17 protein-coding genes are annotated in these 17,280 nt (G+C 72.4%); 14 read left to right on the plus strand and 3 right to left on the minus strand.

Annotation, left to right across the window (positions count from 1 at the left end):
* The first annotated feature begins 20 nt into the window (after positions 1–20).
* Positions 21–1,379, plus strand: a complete 1,359-nt coding sequence (glmM, locus tag N4G70_RS10515) for a phosphoglucosamine mutase (RefSeq protein ID WP_261712281.1) — start codon at positions 21–23, stop codon at positions 1,377–1,379.
* On the opposite strand, the gene N4G70_RS10520 is transcribed toward glmM, so the two are convergent.
* Positions 1,376–2,311 carry a DUF389 domain-containing protein gene (locus tag N4G70_RS10520; RefSeq protein WP_261712282.1) on the minus strand — a complete coding sequence of 312 codons (936 nt, stop codon included), beginning with the start codon at positions 2,309–2,311 and terminating at the stop codon, positions 1,376–1,378. The genes glmM and N4G70_RS10520 overlap by 4 nt on opposite strands.
* A 57-nt stretch (positions 2,312–2,368) precedes the next feature.
* A complete protein-coding gene (gene coaA / locus N4G70_RS10525) occupies positions 2,369–3,358 on the minus strand; it encodes a type I pantothenate kinase (protein ID WP_261712283.1) in 990 nt (329 codons plus the stop codon).
* Between the two features lie 135 nt (positions 3,359–3,493).
* On the opposite strand from coaA, the gene glmS reads away from it, so the two are divergent.
* The 8 genes from glmS (at position 3,494) to N4G70_RS10565 (ending at position 12,793) form a co-directional block, all read left to right on the plus strand.
* Positions 3,494–5,341, plus strand: coding sequence for a glutamine--fructose-6-phosphate transaminase (isomerizing) (gene glmS / locus N4G70_RS10530; protein WP_261712284.1), 1,848 nt, complete (start codon positions 3,494–3,496; stop codon positions 5,339–5,341).
* Between the two features lie 168 nt (positions 5,342–5,509).
* Entirely contained in the window at positions 5,510–5,887 is a 378-nt protein-coding gene (locus tag N4G70_RS10535) for a holo-ACP synthase (protein ID WP_261712285.1), read from the plus strand.
* Positions 5,888–6,483: 596 nt separating this feature from the next.
* Positions 6,484–7,941 carry an NAD(P)H-hydrate dehydratase gene (locus N4G70_RS10540; protein WP_261712286.1) on the plus strand — a complete coding sequence of 486 codons (1,458 nt, stop codon included), beginning with the start codon at positions 6,484–6,486 and terminating at the stop codon, positions 7,939–7,941.
* Between the two features lie 560 nt (positions 7,942–8,501).
* Positions 8,502–9,437 (plus strand): L,D-transpeptidase, encoded by a 936-nt coding sequence (locus N4G70_RS10545; RefSeq protein ID WP_261712287.1) that lies wholly within the window; start codon positions 8,502–8,504, stop codon positions 9,435–9,437.
* A gap of 78 nt (positions 9,438–9,515) precedes the next feature.
* The gene (gene alr, locus N4G70_RS10550) at positions 9,516–10,673 is read left to right on the plus strand and encodes an alanine racemase (RefSeq protein WP_261712288.1); all 1,158 of its coding nucleotides are present in this window, start codon (positions 9,516–9,518) and stop codon (positions 10,671–10,673) included.
* A 77-nt stretch (positions 10,674–10,750) separates the two neighbouring features.
* Positions 10,751–11,986 (plus strand): alpha/beta fold hydrolase, encoded by a 1,236-nt coding sequence (locus N4G70_RS10555; RefSeq protein ID WP_261712289.1) that lies wholly within the window; start codon positions 10,751–10,753, stop codon positions 11,984–11,986.
* Entirely contained in the window at positions 11,955–12,464 is a 510-nt protein-coding gene (tsaE, locus tag N4G70_RS10560) for a tRNA (adenosine(37)-N6)-threonylcarbamoyltransferase complex ATPase subunit type 1 TsaE (protein ID WP_261712290.1), read from the plus strand. The genes N4G70_RS10555 and tsaE overlap by 32 nt, the downstream gene beginning before the upstream one ends.
* A 152-nt stretch (positions 12,465–12,616) precedes the next feature.
* Positions 12,617–12,793, plus strand: a complete 177-nt coding sequence (locus N4G70_RS10565; protein WP_261712291.1) for a hypothetical protein — start codon at positions 12,617–12,619, stop codon at positions 12,791–12,793.
* A gap of 47 nt (positions 12,794–12,840) precedes the next feature.
* On the opposite strand, the gene N4G70_RS10570 is transcribed toward N4G70_RS10565, so the two are convergent.
* A complete protein-coding gene (locus N4G70_RS10570; RefSeq protein ID WP_399035127.1) occupies positions 12,841–13,389 on the minus strand; it encodes a hypothetical protein in 549 nt (182 codons plus the stop codon).
* Between the two features lie 145 nt (positions 13,390–13,534).
* Here N4G70_RS10570 and tsaB point away from each other — a divergent pair, with 145 nt between their 5' ends.
* The 5 genes from tsaB to N4G70_RS10595 all read left to right on the plus strand — a co-directional run bounded on the left by tsaB (position 13,535) and on the right by N4G70_RS10595 (position 17,106).
* Positions 13,535–14,188, plus strand: a complete 654-nt coding sequence (gene tsaB, locus N4G70_RS10575; protein WP_261712293.1) for a tRNA (adenosine(37)-N6)-threonylcarbamoyltransferase complex dimerization subunit type 1 TsaB — start codon at positions 13,535–13,537, stop codon at positions 14,186–14,188.
* A gap of 71 nt (positions 14,189–14,259) precedes the next feature.
* Positions 14,260–14,742: a ribosomal protein S18-alanine N-acetyltransferase gene (rimI, locus tag N4G70_RS10580; RefSeq protein ID WP_120727836.1), complete on the plus strand. Its 483-nt coding sequence runs from the start codon at positions 14,260–14,262 to the stop codon at positions 14,740–14,742.
* Positions 14,739–15,863, plus strand: a complete 1,125-nt coding sequence (gene tsaD / locus N4G70_RS10585; RefSeq protein WP_261712579.1) for a tRNA (adenosine(37)-N6)-threonylcarbamoyltransferase complex transferase subunit TsaD — start codon at positions 14,739–14,741, stop codon at positions 15,861–15,863. The genes rimI and tsaD overlap by 4 nt, the downstream gene beginning before the upstream one ends.
* A complete protein-coding gene (locus tag N4G70_RS10590; protein ID WP_261712294.1) occupies positions 15,860–16,123 on the plus strand; it encodes a hypothetical protein in 264 nt (87 codons plus the stop codon). Before tsaD ends, N4G70_RS10590 begins: the two co-directional genes overlap by 4 nt.
* Positions 16,124–16,254: 131 nt before the next feature.
* Entirely contained in the window at positions 16,255–17,106 is an 852-nt protein-coding gene (locus tag N4G70_RS10595) for a polysaccharide deacetylase family protein (RefSeq protein WP_261712295.1), read from the plus strand.
* Positions 17,107–17,280: the final 174 nt, after the last annotated feature.

Genomic DNA, 17,280 nt, shown 5'->3' on the forward strand with positions numbered 1-17,280 from the left:
GAGGTTTTCGGAGGACAGACGTGGGACGACTCTTCGGCACGGACGGCGTGCGCGGTGTCGCCAACTCGGATCTGACGGCCGAGCTCGCGCTCGGACTGTCGGTCGCGGCGGCACATGTGCTCGCCGAGGCGGGGACCTTCGAGGGGCATCGGCCGACCGCCGTGGTCGGGCGCGACCCCCGGGCCTCGGGAGAGTTTCTTGAGGCCGCGGTCGTCGCGGGTCTCGCGAGCGCGGGCGTGGACGTCCTGCGGGTCGGTGTGCTGCCCACCCCCGCGGTGGCGTACCTCACCGGTGTGCTGGGCGCCGACCTCGGCGTCATGCTCTCGGCCAGCCACAACGCCATGCCGGACAACGGTGTCAAGTTCTTCGCGCGCGGCGGCCACAAGCTCGCCGACGAGCTGGAGGACCGCATCGAGTCGATCTATGAGCAGCACCGCACGGGCCAGCCCTGGGAGCGTCCGACCGGTGCAGGCGTGGGCCGGGTCCGTTCGTACAAGGAGGGCTTCGACCGTTACGTGGCCCACCTCATCGGGGTGCTGCCCAACCGCCTCGACGGCCTGAAGGTCGTCCTGGACGAGGCGCACGGCGCGGCCGCCCGGGTCTCGCCGGAGGCGTTCGCGCGGGCCGGCGCCGAGGTCGTCACGATCGGTGCCGAGCCGGACGGGCTCAACATCAACGACGGCTGCGGCTCCACCCACCTCGACCTCCTGAAGGCGGCCGTCGTCGAGCACGGCGCCGACCTCGGCATCGCGCACGACGGCGACGCCGACCGGTGCCTCGCCGTGGACGCCGAAGGCAACGAGGTCGACGGCGACCAGATCCTCGCGGTCCTCGCGCTCGCCATGCGCGAGGCGGGCACGCTGCGCGGCAACACCGTCGTCGGCACCGTGATGTCGAACCTCGGCTTCAAGATCGCCATGGAGGGCGAGGGCATTCAGCTCGTCCAGACCGGCGTCGGCGACCGCTATGTCCTGGAGTCGATGAAGGAGCACGGGTACGCGCTGGGCGGCGAGCAGTCCGGCCACGTGATCATCCTGGACCACGCGACCACCGGTGACGGCACGCTGACCGGTCTGATGCTGGCCGCCCGCGTCGCCGCGACCCGCCGTACGCTCGCCGACCTCGCCGGGGTCATGACGCGGCTGCCGCAGGTCCTGGTCAACGTCCCCGACGTCGACAAGTCCCGGGTCGCCACCTCCGCCGAACTCGGCACGGCCGTCGCCGAGGCCGAGCGCGAACTGGGCGCCACCGGCCGGGTGCTGCTGCGCCCCTCGGGCACCGAGCCGCTGGTGCGCGTGATGGTCGAGGCCGCCGACATCGAGCAGGCCCGCTCGGTGGCGGGCCGTCTCGCCGACGTCGTCAAGTCGGCGCTCGGCTAAGGCAGTTGACGCTTGCGCTGACTCGCCCAGAACACCTTCTGGGCGAGCAGCGTGAGCGTGCCGGACAGGACGATGCCGCCCAGGTTGGCGAGCAGCTGCCAACTGGAGCCCCAGGTCTGGCCGTAGTCCTGATAGCTGAACGCCATCGCGGCGTTGGCCGCCGCCGGAACCGTCGTCACCGAGATCGCCACGCCGATCAGCGCGCCGGACTTCGCCGAGGTGAGCGAGAGCGTCCCCGCGATGCCCGCCAGGAACGCCACGACGAACGACATCCAGTCGGGCCGGAAGATGAACGCCGTGTTCGGCCGGGGTGCCTCGATCATCGACTTGTCGAAGAGCCCCAGCACCTCCATCAGCCAGCCGAAGCCCGCCGTGAGCAGCATCGCCGAGGCGAAGCCCACCACCAGCGCGAGCAGCGAGCGTCCCACCAGGCGCGGGGCGCGCCGCACCAGGGCGGTGGAGATGCCGGCCAGGGGCCCGAACTCGGGGCCCACCGCCATCGCGCCCACGATCAGGATCGCGTTGTCGAGCATCACCCCGCACGCCGCGAGCATCGTCGCGACGGCCAGGAACGCCACGTAGGTGATCGACAGCGTCGATTCCTCGTGGGTGGCGTCGGTCAGCGACTCCCACAGGACCGCGTCCGCGCCCTCGCCCGGCGCCTCCGCCTCGGCCTTGTCGGCCCGCTTCGAGATCGAAAGATCGATGTGATCGACGGCGATCGAACCGTCACGGTCGAGACCGATCGATCGCAATTCGGCGATCAATCCGTCGCCCGCCTCACGGGCCACATCGCACAGCACGAGGTCGCCGACGGGGTTGCGGGCCGCGCCCGGGAGCACCGCCAGATGAGCCGTGCCCACCGTCGACTCGACGGTGCGCACGACCTCCTCGGTGCGGTCGGCGGGCACGATCAGACGCAGGTGCAGCACGGTTCCTCGCCGGGTCGGGGCTTGCGCGGTGCCGGAGTCCGCGCGGTGTCGGGTCCGTCAGAGCTTGCGGAGGGAGATCTTCTGGATCTTGTGGTCCGGTCCCTTGCGCACGACGAGCGTGGCGCGTCCGCGCGTGGGCGCCACATTCTCCACCAGGTTGGGCCGGTTGATGGTCCGCCAGGTCGTCCGGGCGTAGTCGAGCGCCTCCTCCTCGGAGACCTGGGTGTACTTGCGGAAGTACGAGAACGGGTTCTGGAAGGCGGTGTCGCGCAGCTTGCGGAAGCGGTTGAGGTACCAGGTCTCGATGTCCTCGGTGCGCGCGTCCACGTACACACTGAAGTCGAAGTAGTCCGCGAGGCCGACCCGGGTGCGGCCGTCCTGGCCGGGCAGGGCGGGCTGGAGGACGTTGAGGCCCTCCACGATCAGGATGTCGGGGCGGCGCACCACGAGCCGTTCGTCCGGCACGATGTCGTAGATCAGGTGCGAGTAGACGGGTGCGGTGACCTCGTCCTTGCCCGCCTTGATGTCCGCGACGAACCGGGTCAGGGCCCGGCGGTCGTACGACTCGGGGAAGCCCTTGCGCGACATCAGACCGCGGCGCTTCAGCTCGGCCATCGGGTACAGGAAGCCGTCGGTGGTGACGAGCTCGACCCGCGGGTGCTCGGGCCAGCGGGCCAGCAGCGCCTGGAGCAGACGGGCCACCGTCGACTTGCCGACCGCCACCGAACCCGCCACCCCTATGACGAAGGGGGTGCCGTGCTGGGTGCCGTGCCCGTTGCCCGCGTCACCGAGGAAGGTGTTGAGGGTGCCGCGCAGATTGGCGGTGGCGCCCACATAGAGATTGAGCAGCCGGGACAGCGGCAGATAGATGTCACGGACCTCGTCGAGGTCGATGACGTCGCCGAGTCCCCGCAGACGCTCGACCTCCTCGGCGGTCAGCGGCAGCGGCGTCTTGTCGCGCAGAGCGCTCCACTCCGCGCGCGTCAGGTCCACATAGGGAGTCGCCTCCGGCTTGCGGTGGGCGCTCCGGGGCGGCGAGGTGATCACGTCTCCATTGTTGCGGCTGTATGACGTGCGTGGGGGGTGGGGTGGGTCACTTGCCGTAAGCCACGAAATACGGATGAAGGGTCGCGCGCGCCCCGGTGAGGCGGAAATGGGCGGTGGCGGTCGTAGGCTGCCGCCATGTGCGGAATCGTGGGTTATGTGGGCGGGCAGTCGGCGCTCGACGTCGTGGTGGCGGGTCTGAAGCGGCTTGAGTACCGCGGATACGACTCGGCCGGTGTCGCGGTCCTCGCGGACGGCGGGCTCGCCGCGGCGAAGAAGGCCGGCAAGCTGGTCAATCTGGAGAAGGCGCTCGTCGAGGCGCCCCTGCCCGCCGGGGCGACCGGCATCGGGCACACCCGGTGGGCCACGCACGGCGGCCCGACCGACGCCAACGCGCACCCGCACCTGGACAACGCCGGGCGGGTCGCCGTCGTGCACAACGGGATCATCGAGAACTTCGCCGCGCTGCGGGCCGAGCTCGCCGAGCGCGGCCACACCCTCGCCTCCGAGACGGACACCGAGGTCGTGTCCCACCTCCTGGCCGAGTGCTACTCCTCGTCCGAGGACCTGGCGGAGGCCATGCGGCAGGTGTGCCGACGCCTGGAGGGAGCGTTCACGCTGGTCGCCGTGCACGCCGACGAGCCGGACGTGGTGGTGGGCGCGCGCCGCAACTCGCCGCTCGTGGTGGGCGTCGGCGAGGGGGAGGCCTTCCTCGCCTCCGACGTCGCCGCGTTCATCGCGCACACCCGCTCCGCCATCGAGCTCGGCCAGGACCAGGTGGTGGAGCTGCGCCGGGACGGGGTGGTGGTCACCGACTTCGACGGCGCGCCCGCCGAGACCCGGTCGTACCACGTCGACTGGGACGCCTCGGCCGCCGAGAAGGGCGGCTACGACTACTTCATGCTGAAGGAGATCGCCGAGCAGCCCAAGGCGGTCGCCGACACGCTGCTCGGACGCATCGACGCGGCGGGCTCGCTGACCCTGGACGAGCTGCGGATCCCGCACGCGGTGCTGCGCGAGATCGACAAGGTCGTCGTCGTGGCGTGCGGGACGGCCCACCACGCGGGCATGATCGCGAAGCTGGCGATCGAGCACTGGACGCGGATCCCGTGCGAGACCGAGCTGGCCAGCGAGTTCCGCTACCGCGACCCGATCCTCGACCAGCGCACCCTGGTCATCGCCATCTCGCAGTCCGGCGAGACCATGGACACCCTGATGGCGCTGCGGCACGCCCGCGAGCAGGGCGCGAAGGTCCTCGCGATCTGCAACACCAACGGCTCGACGATCCCGCGCGAGTCGGACGCGGTCCTCTACACCCACGCGGGCCCCGAGGTGGCGGTCGCCTCGACCAAGGCGTTCCTCACCCAGCTGGTGGCCTGCTACCTCGTCGCGCTGTACCTCGGCCAGGTGCGCGGCACCAAGTGGGGAGACGAGATCGGGGACGTGGTGCGCGACCTCGCGGAGATCGCCACCGAGGTCGACCGGGTGCTCGAAACCATGGAGCCCGTACGGGAGTTGGCGCGCTCGCTGGCCGCCAAGAACACGGTGCTCTTCCTCGGCCGGCACGTGGGCTACCCGGTCGCGCTCGAAGGCGCGCTCAAGCTCAAGGAGCTGGCGTACATGCACGCGGAGGGGTTCGCGGCGGGCGAGCTCAAGCACGGGCCGATCGCGCTGATCGAGGAGGATCTGCCGGTGGTCGTCGTGGTGCCGTCGCCGCGCGGGCGGTCGGTCCTGCACGACAAGATCGTGTCCAACATCCAGGAGATCCGGGCCCGGGGGGCGCGCACGATCGTGATCGCGGAGGAGGGGGACGAGGCGGTGGTGCCGTACGCCGACCACCTCATCCGTATCCCCGCCACGCCCACGCTGCTCCAGCCCTTGGTGGCGACCGTGCCGCTCCAGGTCTTCGCCTGCGAGCTGGCGACGGCCCGGGGGAACGAGGTCGATCAGCCGCGCAACCTGGCGAAGTCGGTGACGGTGGAGTGAGGGTCGGGGGGTGCTGGGGGGTGGCGTGCGGGAGTGGAGTGAGAGTCGGGGGGTGCTGGGGGGTGGCGTGCGGGAGCGATGGGGAGTCGGTCAGTGGTGGGTGGAGTGAGGCAGCGATGGGGAGTCGGTCAGTGGTGGGTGGAGTGAGGCAGCGGCAGTGACAGGGGGATGTGGGCAGTGATCATCGGTGTTGGCATCGACGTGGCGGAGATCGAACGGTTCGGGCAGTCCATCGCCCGGACCCCGGCCATGCTTCAACGGCTGTTCGTGGAAAGCGAGTTGATACTCCCCGGAGGCGAACGGCGCGGGGTGGCGTCGCTGGCCGTCCGCTTCGCCGCGAAGGAGGCCCTCGCGAAGGCGCTGGGGGCGCCGGCGGGGCTGCTGTGGACGGACGCGGAGGTGTATGTGGAGGGGAGCGGGCAGCCGCGGCTTCGGGTGCGGGGGTCTGTGGCGGCGCGGGCGGCGGAGCTGGGGGTTCGGCACTGGCATGTTTCGCTCAGCCATGATGCGGGGGTGGCGTCGGCGGTGGTGATCGCGGAGGGCTAGGGGCCCTCGCTTCTCGGGGGTGCCGCCCTGCCCTCGGCCGGGCCCTGCTCCTCAAACGCCGGAGGGGCTGGGGTGGGGGCTCGTTCGTCCTCGGGGAGGGGGCTGGGGCGTGCGGTTCCTTGAGCCCCTGCACCCTCTTGACTCGGCACCCTCTCGACCCTGCGGGAGTGGTCGCTTTTTGCGCAGTTCCCCGCGCCCCTGAAAACCTGCCTTCGTCCGCGGGCCGTGGTCGCTTCTGCGCAGTTCCCCGCGCCCCTGAAACCCGCTCGCGTCTGCGGACCGTGGTCGCTTCTCGCGCAGTTCCTCGCGCCCCTTAACTGCTCGGTGCCGGTCGGCATCGAGGCACCTCAGCCCGTCCGGCGTTTGAGGACGAGCGCCCTTTAGGCGCGATACGGGGTCTGGGGCGGAGCCCCAGAGGTCCCGGAACCCTCCAACCCTGGGCCTACGGGCGGGTGGGTGGGCAAAGGTGCTCGGGGTCTGGGGCGGAGCCCCAGGGGGTCGGAGCCAGCCACCCCCTGCACGGGTGGGTGGGTGGTGCGCCCCCAGGGGAGGGCCGTGGGTTTCGGGGTGGGGCGGGGTGGGGGAGAGTGGGCGGCATGCGTACTGCCTACGACGTCGACACCGTTCGGGCCGCCGAGGCCGACCTCATGGCCCACCGACCCCCCGGCACGCTCATGCAGCGCGCCGCCGCCGGCCTCGCAGCCGCCTGCGCGAACATGCTGGGCCGGGTCTACGGCGCCCGCGTCGTCCTGCTCGTCGGCAGCGGCGACAACGGCGGCGACGCCCTGTACGCCGGAGCCCGCCTGGCCCGCAGGGGCGCCGGCGTCAGCGCGGTCCTGCTCAACCCCGACCGCGCCCACCCCGAGGGCCTCGCCGCGCTGGAGCGGGCGGGCGGCCGGGTCGCCGACGACCCGTTCGAGGTACTGGCCGCCGCCGACCTCGTACTGGACGGCATCGTCGGCATCGGAGGCCGCGGCGGCCTGCGCCCCGACGCCGTCCCGCTGGCCCGCGCGGCCCGCGGCTCGAACGCGTTGATCGTCGCCGTGGACCTGCCCAGCGGCGTGGACGCGGACACCGGCGAGGTACCGGGCGAGGCGCTGCGGGCGGACGCGACCATCACGTTCGGGGCGTACAAGCCTGGCCTGCTCATCGACCCCGCGCGGGAGTACGCGGGCGCGGTGCACATCGTCCCGATCGGCCTCGACCTGCCCTCCGTACCGGCGGTCGAGGCGCTCCAACACACCGACGTGGCCGACCTGTTGCCCACCCCGGGCGCGGAGAGCGACAAGTACCGGCGGGGGGTCGTCGGGGTCGTCGCCGGGTCGGCCCGCTATCCGGGGGCGGCGGTCCTGGCGGTCGCGGGGGCGCTGCGGGGCGGCGCGGGCGCGGTGCGCTACGTCGGGCCCGGCGGCGACGCGGTGATCGCGCGCTTCCCCGAGACCCTGGTGTCGGACGGCTCGCCCGCGAAGGCCGGTCGGGTGCAGGCATGGGTGGTGGGCCCCGGACTCGGCGACGGCCCGGGCGTCGAGGAGGTGCTCGCATCCGACGTGCCGGCCCTGGTGGACGCGGACGGCCTGCACGGCCTGGACCCCGAGGTCGTACGGGCCCGTTCGGCGGCCACCCTGCTCACCCCGCACGCGGGGGAGGCGGCGGCGCTGCTCGGGGTCGCGCGCGAGGAGGTGGAGGCGGGGCGGCTCGCCTCGGTGCGTGAGCTGGCCTCGCGGTACGGGGCGACCGTCCTGCTGAAGGGCTCGACCACGCTGGTCGCGGACGCGGAGGGCGGCCCGGTCCGGGTCAACCCGACCGGTACGCCCTGGCTGGCCACGGCCGGCAGCGGTGACGTCCTGTCCGGCCTGACGGGCTCGCTGCTCGCGACGGGGTTGCGGGCGGGGGACGCGGCGGCGGTGGGGGCGTATCTCCATGGTCTGGCGGGGCGCCGGGCCGCGGGGGGTGGGCCTGTGACGGCGTTCGGGGTGGCCGAGGCGGTGGGCGGGGTCTGGCGTGACGTGGCGACCCCGGCCGGCCGGCGCCCCCCGCGACAAAACCAGCCCTGAGCGCGCCCCACCCCCTGCGCCCCTGAACCCCGTCTTCGTCTGCAGGCCGCAGGTGGCTGGTCGCGCAGTTCCCCGCGCCCCTAACCCCTCTCGATCCTGCGGGCCGTGGTCGCTTTTCGCGCAGTTCCCCGCGCCCCCAGGAAACCCGTCTTTGTCTGCGGGCCGCAGGTGGCTGGTCGCGCAGTTCCCCGCGCCCCTTAACTGCTCGTTGCGGGCCCGCACGGGCAACCTCAGCCCGTCCGGCGATTGAGGACGAGCGCCGTTCAGGCGCGAACGGGGTCTGGGGCGGAGCCCCAGGGGGCCGGAACCCTCCAACCCTGCGCTTACGGGCGGGTGGGTGGGCGAGGTGCCTCGGGGTCTGGGGCGGAGCCCCAGGAGGGGCCGGAACCATCCAACCCCGCTGCACGGGCGGGTGGGTGGGAAAACGCCCCCCGGATCCGGGGCGGGGGCCCGGTCACCCGGGGGTGGCCCACCCCCGGGTGACAACCCCCGCGCGGCTTCCGCGACACGCCCAACACGCCAGGTTCCCTGAACCCATGGAATATGGACAAAAAAGGCAAATGCCGCCAAAGCTTAAGAGGCGTCGAGCGGGAGCCACCTACGGCCTCGTACTCGCGGCCGCGCTCACACTCGGCGCCGCACCGCAGGTGGCCACGCCGCCACCTCCACCCCCCGCCCGCCCCGCGGCCCCCGCCCCCGCCCCCGCCGCCCCCGGCGACCCCGACGTGCTCGTGCCCGGCATCGCGCCGGACGCGCAGGCGGGGCCGTTGGACACCCCCGACCAGGTGCTGCCGCCCCTCGTGTACGAGCCGGCGGCCGACGAGGACGCGGTGGAGCCGGCCGCGGCCCCCGCGGATGCCTACCGCCTCGTCGAGTACGTACCGCAGGGCGAACTCACCGCGAAGCCGGGCAGTTGCACCGCCAGGACCGGGCCCTACCAGCGGCAGGTCGAGCGCTGGCTGCGGCTCGCGGTGGACGGCAGGCAGTCCGCCGCCGACTGCGCCGCGATCCGCGCGTTCCAGCAGGCGCAGGGCATTTCACCGGCGATCGGCTTCGCGGGGCCGGTCACCTGGTCGCGGATGCAGTTCCTGTCGGCCCGTAGGAACCCCAACGCCGCGCACAAGTGCCCCGTCAAGGCGCAGCGGGTGGCGTGCGTGGATCTGACGCGGCAGTTGATGTGGGTGCAGACCGGGACGAAGGTGGTGTTCGGGCCGGTGCCGATCCGCAGCGGACGGGCCTCCATGCCCACCCGGGGTGGCTGGCACAAGGTGTACTGGCGCCACAAGAATCACTGGTCGACGATCTACCACCAGTCCATGCCCTACGCCCAGTTCTTCGACGGCGGCCAGGCCTTCCACGCCATCTACCACAGCGTGTACACCTCGGTCGGCAGCCAGGGCTGTGTCAACCTCGGTCTGGCCGACGCCCGCAAGCTCTGGGACGTCCTGCGCAAGGGCGACGGCGTCTATGTGTGGGGGCACCGGGACGGCACCTGAGCCCGCCGCCGGGCCCGCCCGGGCGGTGTGGTCCGCGGCACAATCCGCGTACCCGTGCGCTCTGAGAGACTGGGCGCGATGACCGCGAAGACTCAGAACCCCGCCGTGCGCGCCCGCGCCGAGATCGACCTCGGCGCGCTGCGTGCCAACGTGCGTACGCTGCGCGCCCGTTCGTCCGGCGCGCAGCTCATGGCCGTGGTGAAGGCGGACGCGTACGGGCACGGCGCGGTGCCGTGCGCGCGGGCGGCGCGGCAGGCGGGCGCCGCCTGGATCGGCACCGCCACCCCCGACGAGGCGCTCGCCCTGCGTGCGGCCGGCATCGAGGGCCCCATGATGTGCTGGCTGTGGACGCCCGGCGGCCCCTGGCGCGAGGCGATCGAGGCGGACATCGACGTCTCGGTGAGCGGGATGTGGGCGCTGCGCGAGGTCACCGAGGCGGCCCGCGCCGCGGGACGCACGGCCAGGATCCAGCTCAAGGCCGACACCGGCCTCGGCCGCAACGGCTGCCAGCCCGCCGACTGGCCGGAACTGGTGCACGCGGCGCTCGCCGCCCCCGAGGTGACGGTCACCGGACTGTGGTCCCACCTGGCCTGCGCCGACGAGCCGGGCCACCCCTCGATCGCCGCCCAGCTCACGGCGTTCGAGGAGATGCTCGGCTTCGCGGAGAAGGCGGGCGTCACCCCCGAGGTGCGGCACATCGCCAACTCCCCGGCCACCTTGACCCTCCCCGAGTCGCACTACGACCTCGTGCGCACCGGCATCGCCATGTACGGCGTCTCGCCCTCGCCCGAGTTGGGCACCGCCCGCGAGCTCGGCCTGCGGCCCGTCATGACGCTCTCCGCCTCGGTCGCGCTGAGCAAGCACGTTCCGGCGGGTCACGGCGTCAGTTACGGGCACCACTACGTCACGGAGCGCGAGACCACCCTGGGCCTGGTGCCGCTCGGTTACGCCGACGGCATCCCGCGGCACGCCTCGGGGCGCGGTCCGGTTCTGGTGGGCGGGAAAGTGCGTACCGCGGCGGGCCGCGTTGCCATGGACCAGTTCGTGGTCGACCTTGAGGGGGACACGGTCGAGCCGGGCGCCCGGGCCGTGCTGTTCGGGCCGGGCGACGAGGGGGAGCCGACCGCCGAGGACTGGGCGCGGGCGGCCGACACCATCGCCTACGAGATCGTGACGCGCATCGGTGCGCGGGTGCCCCGCGTCTATACGCACGAGCGGGACGACGAGGACGCGTAGGCGCGTAGACGCATGGACGCGTAGGCGCGTGGACGAGGACGAGTAAGAGACGGCTACGAGCAGGAGCGGAGCGGCACGTGAGCGAGACCAGCACGGGGGACGCCGTCGTATCCGCGGTCCAGGAGGCGCAGGCGGCGGTGGGCACATGGCGCCTGGCCTCGATCGCGGGGGCCGCGATAGGCGTGGTCGCGGCGGGCGCGGCGGCCGGCGTCGCCATAGAGCGGCTCACCGTCGGGCGCGGGATGCGCAGGAAGGCGCGGCTCGCCCTGGACGCGTCGGGGCCGTACGGGGCGCTGCGGGGCACGCCGGGCAAGGCGGTCGCCGACGACGGGACCGTCCTGTACTACGAGAGCGACGAGGTCGAGCCGGAGGCGGGCGCCAACGCCCCGCGCAAGCGCAGGCTCTTCGGGCGCAAGGTCCCGGCCCCGGTCACCGTGGTGTTCTCGCACGGCTACTGCCTCAACCAGGACTCCTGGCACTTCCAACGGGCGGCCCTGCGCGGAGTGCTGCGCACGGTGCACTGGGACCAGCGCAGCCACGGCCGCTCGGACCGCGGCAGGTCCCAGCGCGAGGGCGTCCCGGTCGACATCGACCGGCTGGGGCGCGATCTGAAGACGGTCATCGACGCGGCCGCGCCCCAGGGCCCGCTCGTCCTCGTCGGCCACTCCATGGGCGGCATGACGATCATGGCCCTGGCCGACCAGTACCCCGAACTGATCCGGGACCGTGTCGTCGGCGTCGCCTTCGTGGGAACGTCCTCGGGCAGGCTGGGCGAGGTCAACTACGGGCTCCCGGTGGCCGGGGTCAACGCGGTGCGCCGGGTGCTGCCGGGCGTGCTCAAGGCGCTGGGCTCCCAGGCCGAGCTGGTGGAGCGGGGCCGCCGGGCGACGGCCGACCTGTTCGCGGGCATGATCAAGCGCTACTCGTTCTCCTCGCGGGACGTCGACCCGGCGGTCGCCCGGTTCGCCGAGCGGATGATCGAGAGCACCCCGATCGACGTGGTCGCGGAGTTCTACCCGGCCTTCTCCGACCACGACAAGACGGCCGCGCTCGCGATCTTCGCGGAGGTCCCCGTCCTGGTCCTGGCCGGCGACCGCGACCTGGTCACGCCCAGCTCGCACAGCGAGGCCATCGCCGATCTGCTGCCCGACGCCGAACTGGTCATCGTGCCGGACGGCGGACACCTGGTGATGCTGGAGCACCCCGAGACGGTCACCGACCGCCTCGCGGATCTCCTGGCCCGGGTCGGGGCGGTGCCGCAGGCCGCTAACGTTGGGACGTATGGAAGCACCGCACAGCAGCCCGGCGGCTGACGCCGGCACCCGCCTGACGCTCAACTCCCCTTCCGAAATGCAGGAGTTGGGCCGCAGCATCGCCAAACTGCTCCGCCCCGGCGATCTCGTGATGCTCACGGGGGAGCTCGGCGCCGGAAAGACGACCCTCACCCGTGGCCTCGGCGAGGGCCTCGGCGTGCGCGGCGCCGTGACGTCCCCCACCTTCGTCATCGCCCGCGTCCACCCCTCGCTGGTCGGCGGTCCCGCTCTGGTGCACGTGGACGCGTACCGGCTCGGCGGGGGCCTCGACGAGATGGAGGACCTCGACCTCGATGTGTCGCTGCCCGAGTCCGTGGTGGTCGTCGAGTGGGGCGAGGGCAAGGTCGAGGGGCTCTCGGACGACCGGCTCCAGGTGGTGATCGACCGGGTCGTGGGCGAGACGGACGACGACCGCAGGACGGTGACGATCACCGGAATCGGGCCCCGCTGGAGCGGCGCGGGCGTCGAGGGGCTCTGAGGGCGCGCCGGGGTGCGGCTGGAGCGAGCCGTACGTTCCGACAAGACGTCGGCAAAATGTTGCGCCGGTCGCACCAGGCGTGGTCACATGGAGACAGAGACCTGGTTAGGTCTACCTAACCGCGCCTTCTTCCGCCGCCTCAGGAGGCTGCCATGACCGTGCCGGAACGCGAAGCGAAGCCACAGGCCCCGCGGGGCGTCCCGGTGCCGCTCGGGGTGTCGGTACGCGATCTGCTCGCCTCGTGCGCCGCGGCCAGCGCCGTGTCGACGCCGCCGCGCGAGAGTGCCCCGAGTGCCGACGAGGGTGACGCGCGCAAGGACGCCGCGTAACCCTCTCGGGTGGATGTGGACTCCGGCCCGGTGCCCGCGCGCCGCGGCTACGGGACGACGACGACCTTGGAGTTGCGGGTCGCGAACGCCCACATCGCGTCGCCGTCCGCGCGCGACATCCGGATGCCGCCGGTCTTCTTGGCCGTCTTGGGACTCGTCATCGAGCCGTCCACCGCCGAGCTGAAACCGATCGCCACGTTCTCGTTGCTGGCGAACCGCACGACGTGGTCGACCGCCACCCCGTCCGAGCCGGTGATCTTGTTGCCGGTCCGCGAGAGCACGCTGTACGTGCCGGGCTTGGGGTTGATCGAGGACGGCACGACCTCGAAGGTCCTCGGCGTCTTGGCCACGCCGACCAGCCACACCCGCTTCGCGCCCAGCGCGTACACGACCCGGACACCGGTGCCCGAGTTGGCCGGCACCGTGAGGTCCGGCTTGTTCGCGGGCGAGCCCGCGGGCGGCAGGTTCGACGGCTTCGACGACGGGGAGGCGATGGCGCCGGGGGCCGCGAGGTCGGCGGCCGGGGGCGCGCTCGCCGAGGCCTGATAGGCGAGGAAGCCGACCACCGCGAGAGCGGCCGCGGTGAGCCCGGCCACGAATCCCGTGCTGCTCCTTGCCACCTGGGCTTCCCCTTTCGTACGTACGTGCATGTCTACGGTCATACCTGCGGCTGACGGTAGCAGCAGGTGACGGTTCGGGCTGGACGCCGTGCCCCCGCCGGCTTGGTCGTAGGCTGTTCGCGTGCTCTTGCTCGCCGTTGATACCGCCACCCCCGCCGTCACCGTCGCCCTGCACGACGGCACCTCCGTCGTCGCCGAGTCCCGTCAGGTCGACGCCCGCCGGCACGGGGAGCTGCTGCTGCCCGCCGTCGACCGGGTGCTCGCCGAGGCCGGCCTGGACCTCGCCGCCGTGACGGACCTGGTCGTCGGCGTCGGCCCCGGCCCCTACACCGGACTCCGGGTCGGCCTGGTCACCGCCGCCACCTTCGGCTCGGTGCTCGGCGTGCCCGTCCACGGACTGTGCACCCTGGACGGACTCGCCTACGCCTCCGGCATCGAGGAGCCGTTCGTGGTCGCCACGGACGCCCGCCGCAAGGAGGTCTACTGGGCCCGCTACGACGACTTCCGCACCCGCGCGGGCGAGCCCGGCGTCGACCGGCCCGCCGACATCGCGGACGAGCTGAGCGGCCTGCCCGTCGTCGGCCAGGGTGCCGTGCTCTACCCGGACTCCTTCCCGCTCGCGCGCGGCCCCGAGCACCAGTCGGCCGGAGCGCTCGCGGCCCTGGCCGCCGAGAAGCTCGCCGCGGGCTCGGAGTTCCTGCCGCCGACGCCTCTGTATCTGCGCCGGCCGGACGCGCAGGTGCCCAAGAACTACAAGGTGGTCACCCCGAAGTGACCGGGGCCGGAGTGACAGGTGCCGACGCGGCGGGGGCCGCCGCCCCGGCGACCGGGGCCGTACTGCGCGAGATGCGCTGGTGGGACATCGCGCCCGTGCTCGACCTCGAACACGAACTGTTCCCCGAGGACGCCTGGTCGGCGGGGATGTTCTGGTCCGAGCTCGCCCACGCGCGCGGGCCCGGCGCCACCCGCCGCTATGTGGTGGCCGAGTCCTTCGAGAACGGCCGGGCGCGGCTCGTCGGCTACGCCGGGCTCGCCGCGGCCGGTGAGCTCGCCGACGTCCAGACCATCGCCGCCGCCCGCGACCAGTGGGGCACCGGCCTCGGCGCCCGGCTGCTGACCGACCTCCTCAAGCACGCCACCGCCTTCGAGTGCGACGAGGTCCTGCTCGAAGTGCGCGTGGACAACACCCGGGCCCAGAAGCTGTACGAGCGCTTCGGTTTCGAGCCCATCGGCTTCCGGCGCGGTTACTACCAGCCGGGCAACGTCGACGCGCTCGTGATGCGACTGACCGTCCAGGAATACGTCCAAGGAACAGAAGAGACTGACTGATGGCTGACGAACCGCTCGTACTGGGCATCGAGACCTCCTGCGACGAGACCGGCGTCGGCATCGTGCGCGGGACGACGCTGCTCGCCGATGCCGTGGCCTCCAGCGTGGACACCCACGCCCGGTTCGGCGGCGTGGTCCCCGAGATCGCCTCCCGGGCCCACCTCGAAGCGATGGTGCCGACCATCGAGCGCGCCCTGAAGACCGCCGGGATCTCCGCGCGCGACCTCGACGGCATCGCGGTCACCGCCGGGCCCGGGCTCGCGGGCGCGCTGCTCGTGGGCGTCTCGGCCGCCAAGGCGTACGCGTACGCCCTGAACAAGCCGCTCTACGGGGTCAACCACCTCGCCTCGCACATCTGCGTCGACCAGTTGGAGCACGGGCCGCTGCCCGAGCCGACGATGGCGCTGCTGGTGTCCGGCGGCCACTCCTCGCTGCTGCTCGCCCCCGACATCACCGCCGACGTCCGCCCCATGGGCGCCACCATCGACGACGCGGCGGGCGAGGCCTTCGACAAGATCGCCCGGGTGCTGAACCTCGGCTTCCCCGGTGGCCCGGTCATCGACCGGCTCGCCAAGGAGGGCGACCCGAACGCGATCGCGTTCCCGCGCGGCCTGACCGGTTCGCGCGACCCGGTGTACGACTTCTCCTTCTCCGGCCTGAAGACCGCCGTTGCCCGCTGGATCGAGGCCAAGCGCACGGCGGGCGAGGAGGTGCCGGTGCGCGATGTGGCCGCGTCCTTCCAGGAGGCCGTGGTGGACGTCCTGACCCGCAAGGCCGTACGCGCCTGCAAGGACGAGGGCGTCGACCACCTGATGATCGGCGGCGGCGTCGCCGCCAACTCCCGGCTGCGCGCGCTCGCCCAGGAGCGCTGCGAGCGGGCCGGCATCCGGCTGCGGGTGCCCCGGCCCGGACTGTGCACCGACAACGGCGCGATGGTCGCGGCCCTGGGCGCGGAGATGGTGGCCAGGAACCGGCCCGCCTCCGACCTGGAGCTGTCGGCGGACTCCTCGCTGCCGGTGACCGAGCCGCACGTACCGGGCGAGGCGCACGGCCACGGACATGACCACGGGCATGACCACGACCATGTGCACGAGGTCAGCAAGAAGAACCTGTACTCATGACCGTCGCGCTGATGTGGGAGGCCCGGGCCGCCGAGGGGCGCGGCGAGGAGCTGCTCGCCTGGGTGCGGGAGCGTCCGGTGGCCGGTTCGCCGCTGGACCGCGAGATCCTGCGCGCGCCCGGCGACCGGGTCCTCGTCATCACCTGGTGGGACGCGCCCTACGACGCCGAGCTGCCCGAACTCCCGGAACCTGAAGGGGAGTTGGTGGCCCGGCCGGTGCATCGCTGGCGCTTCGAGTCGCTCGGCCGGACGGGCGCCTGATCGCTCACCCGTGGAGAAACCGGCGCGAACCCATCGCGGACCGGTCATGCGTGATCGTTCGAGGCAACCCTGTGACCGTTTTCGGCATCACACTAGAGAGAGTTGATGACGGAAACGGGCGGTAATGGGACATGGGTTGGCTCGTGCGTAAAAAGGCGATCGGCGCGGCTCTCCTCGGTCTGCTGATGGTCACGGGCTGTTCGTCGGGCGGCGGCTCGGGCAGCGCCCCGTCCGCGTCCACCCCGCCCGGCACGCCTGCCGGCAAGCCCTCGACGGCGTCCCCCGCCGGTGACACGGCGGCCGCCGGGGCCGCGTACCGCAAATGGGGGCTCAAGCCCTTCGCGGCGCCGCCCGCGCCGCCGGCCGAGAAGCCCGTGAAGGGCAAGCCGGGCGAGGTGCCGGTGGTGAGTGACATCCCCACCAAGGAGAAGATCGTCTTCGTGACGTTCGACGACGGGGCCGAGAAGGACCCCAAGTTCGTCGAGATGATGCGGGACCTGAAGATCCCGTTCACGATGTTCCTGACCGACGACATCATCCGCGGCGACTACGGCTACTTCAAGCCGCTCCAGGAGCTCGGCAACTCCATACAGAACCACACGCTCTCGCACCCCAATCTGCGCACGCTCGGCGAGGCCGCGCAGAAGAACGAGATATGCACCCAGCAGAAGAAGCTGGGCACGGAGTACGGCAAGGCGCCCGAGCTCTTCCGGCCCCCGTACGGCAACTGGAACGAGAACACGCGCGCGGCCGCCAAGTCCTGCGACGTCCGGGCGGTGGTGCTGTGGCGCGAGTCGATGCAGATAACCAACATGCAGTACCAGCGCGGCGACAAGAAGCTGCACCCCGGTGACATCATCCTGGCGCACTTCCGCGGGCCCAAGGAGCTCAAGGGCACGTCCATGACGGAGATGACGGTCAATATGCTGCGCCACATACAGGAGCAGGGCTTCACGGTGGCCCGCCTGGAGGACTACGTCTAGCCGACCCCCTCCCGGGGGCCCAGCAGCATGGGCTGAGGGGCCGGTGCGGGCCGGCACCCGGGCAGCCAGGGGCACGGGGAACTGCGCGAGAAGCGAGCAGGGTCCGCAGGATCGAGAGGGTTCAGGGGCGCGGGGAACTGCGCGAGAAGCGAGCACGGTCCGCGGCCGACCGCA

The sequence above is a fragment of the Streptomyces sp. ASQP_92 genome (genome assembly GCF_025399895.1).
Taxonomy (GTDB): domain Bacteria; phylum Actinomycetota; class Actinomycetes; order Streptomycetales; family Streptomycetaceae; genus Streptomyces.

Excerpts from the sequence above, each read along its gene's own strand:
- N4G70_RS10535 (WP_261712285.1), top strand. The coding sequence starts at position 5,510 with ATGTGGGCAGTGATCATCGGTGTTGGCATCGACGTGGCGGAGATCGAA.
- N4G70_RS10565 (WP_261712291.1), top strand. The coding sequence starts at position 12,617 with ATGACCGTGCCGGAACGCGAAGCGAAGCCACAGGCCCCGCGGGGCGTC.
- N4G70_RS10590 (WP_261712294.1), top strand. The coding sequence starts at position 15,860 with ATGACCGTCGCGCTGATGTGGGAGGCCCGGGCCGCCGAGGGGCGCGGC.
- N4G70_RS10540 (WP_261712286.1), top strand. The coding sequence starts at position 6,484 with ATGCGTACTGCCTACGACGTCGACACCGTTCGGGCCGCCGAGGCCGAC.
- N4G70_RS10545 (WP_261712287.1), top strand. The coding sequence starts at position 8,502 with ATGCCGCCAAAGCTTAAGAGGCGTCGAGCGGGAGCCACCTACGGCCTC.
- N4G70_RS10595 (WP_261712295.1), top strand. The coding sequence starts at position 16,255 with ATGGGTTGGCTCGTGCGTAAAAAGGCGATCGGCGCGGCTCTCCTCGGT.
- glmS (WP_261712284.1), top strand. The coding sequence starts at position 3,494 with ATGTGCGGAATCGTGGGTTATGTGGGCGGGCAGTCGGCGCTCGACGTC.
- rimI (WP_120727836.1), top strand. The coding sequence starts at position 14,260 with ATGCGCTGGTGGGACATCGCGCCCGTGCTCGACCTCGAACACGAACTG.
- tsaE (WP_261712290.1), top strand. The coding sequence starts at position 11,955 with ATGGAAGCACCGCACAGCAGCCCGGCGGCTGACGCCGGCACCCGCCTG.
- alr (WP_261712288.1), top strand. The coding sequence starts at position 9,516 with ATGACCGCGAAGACTCAGAACCCCGCCGTGCGCGCCCGCGCCGAGATC.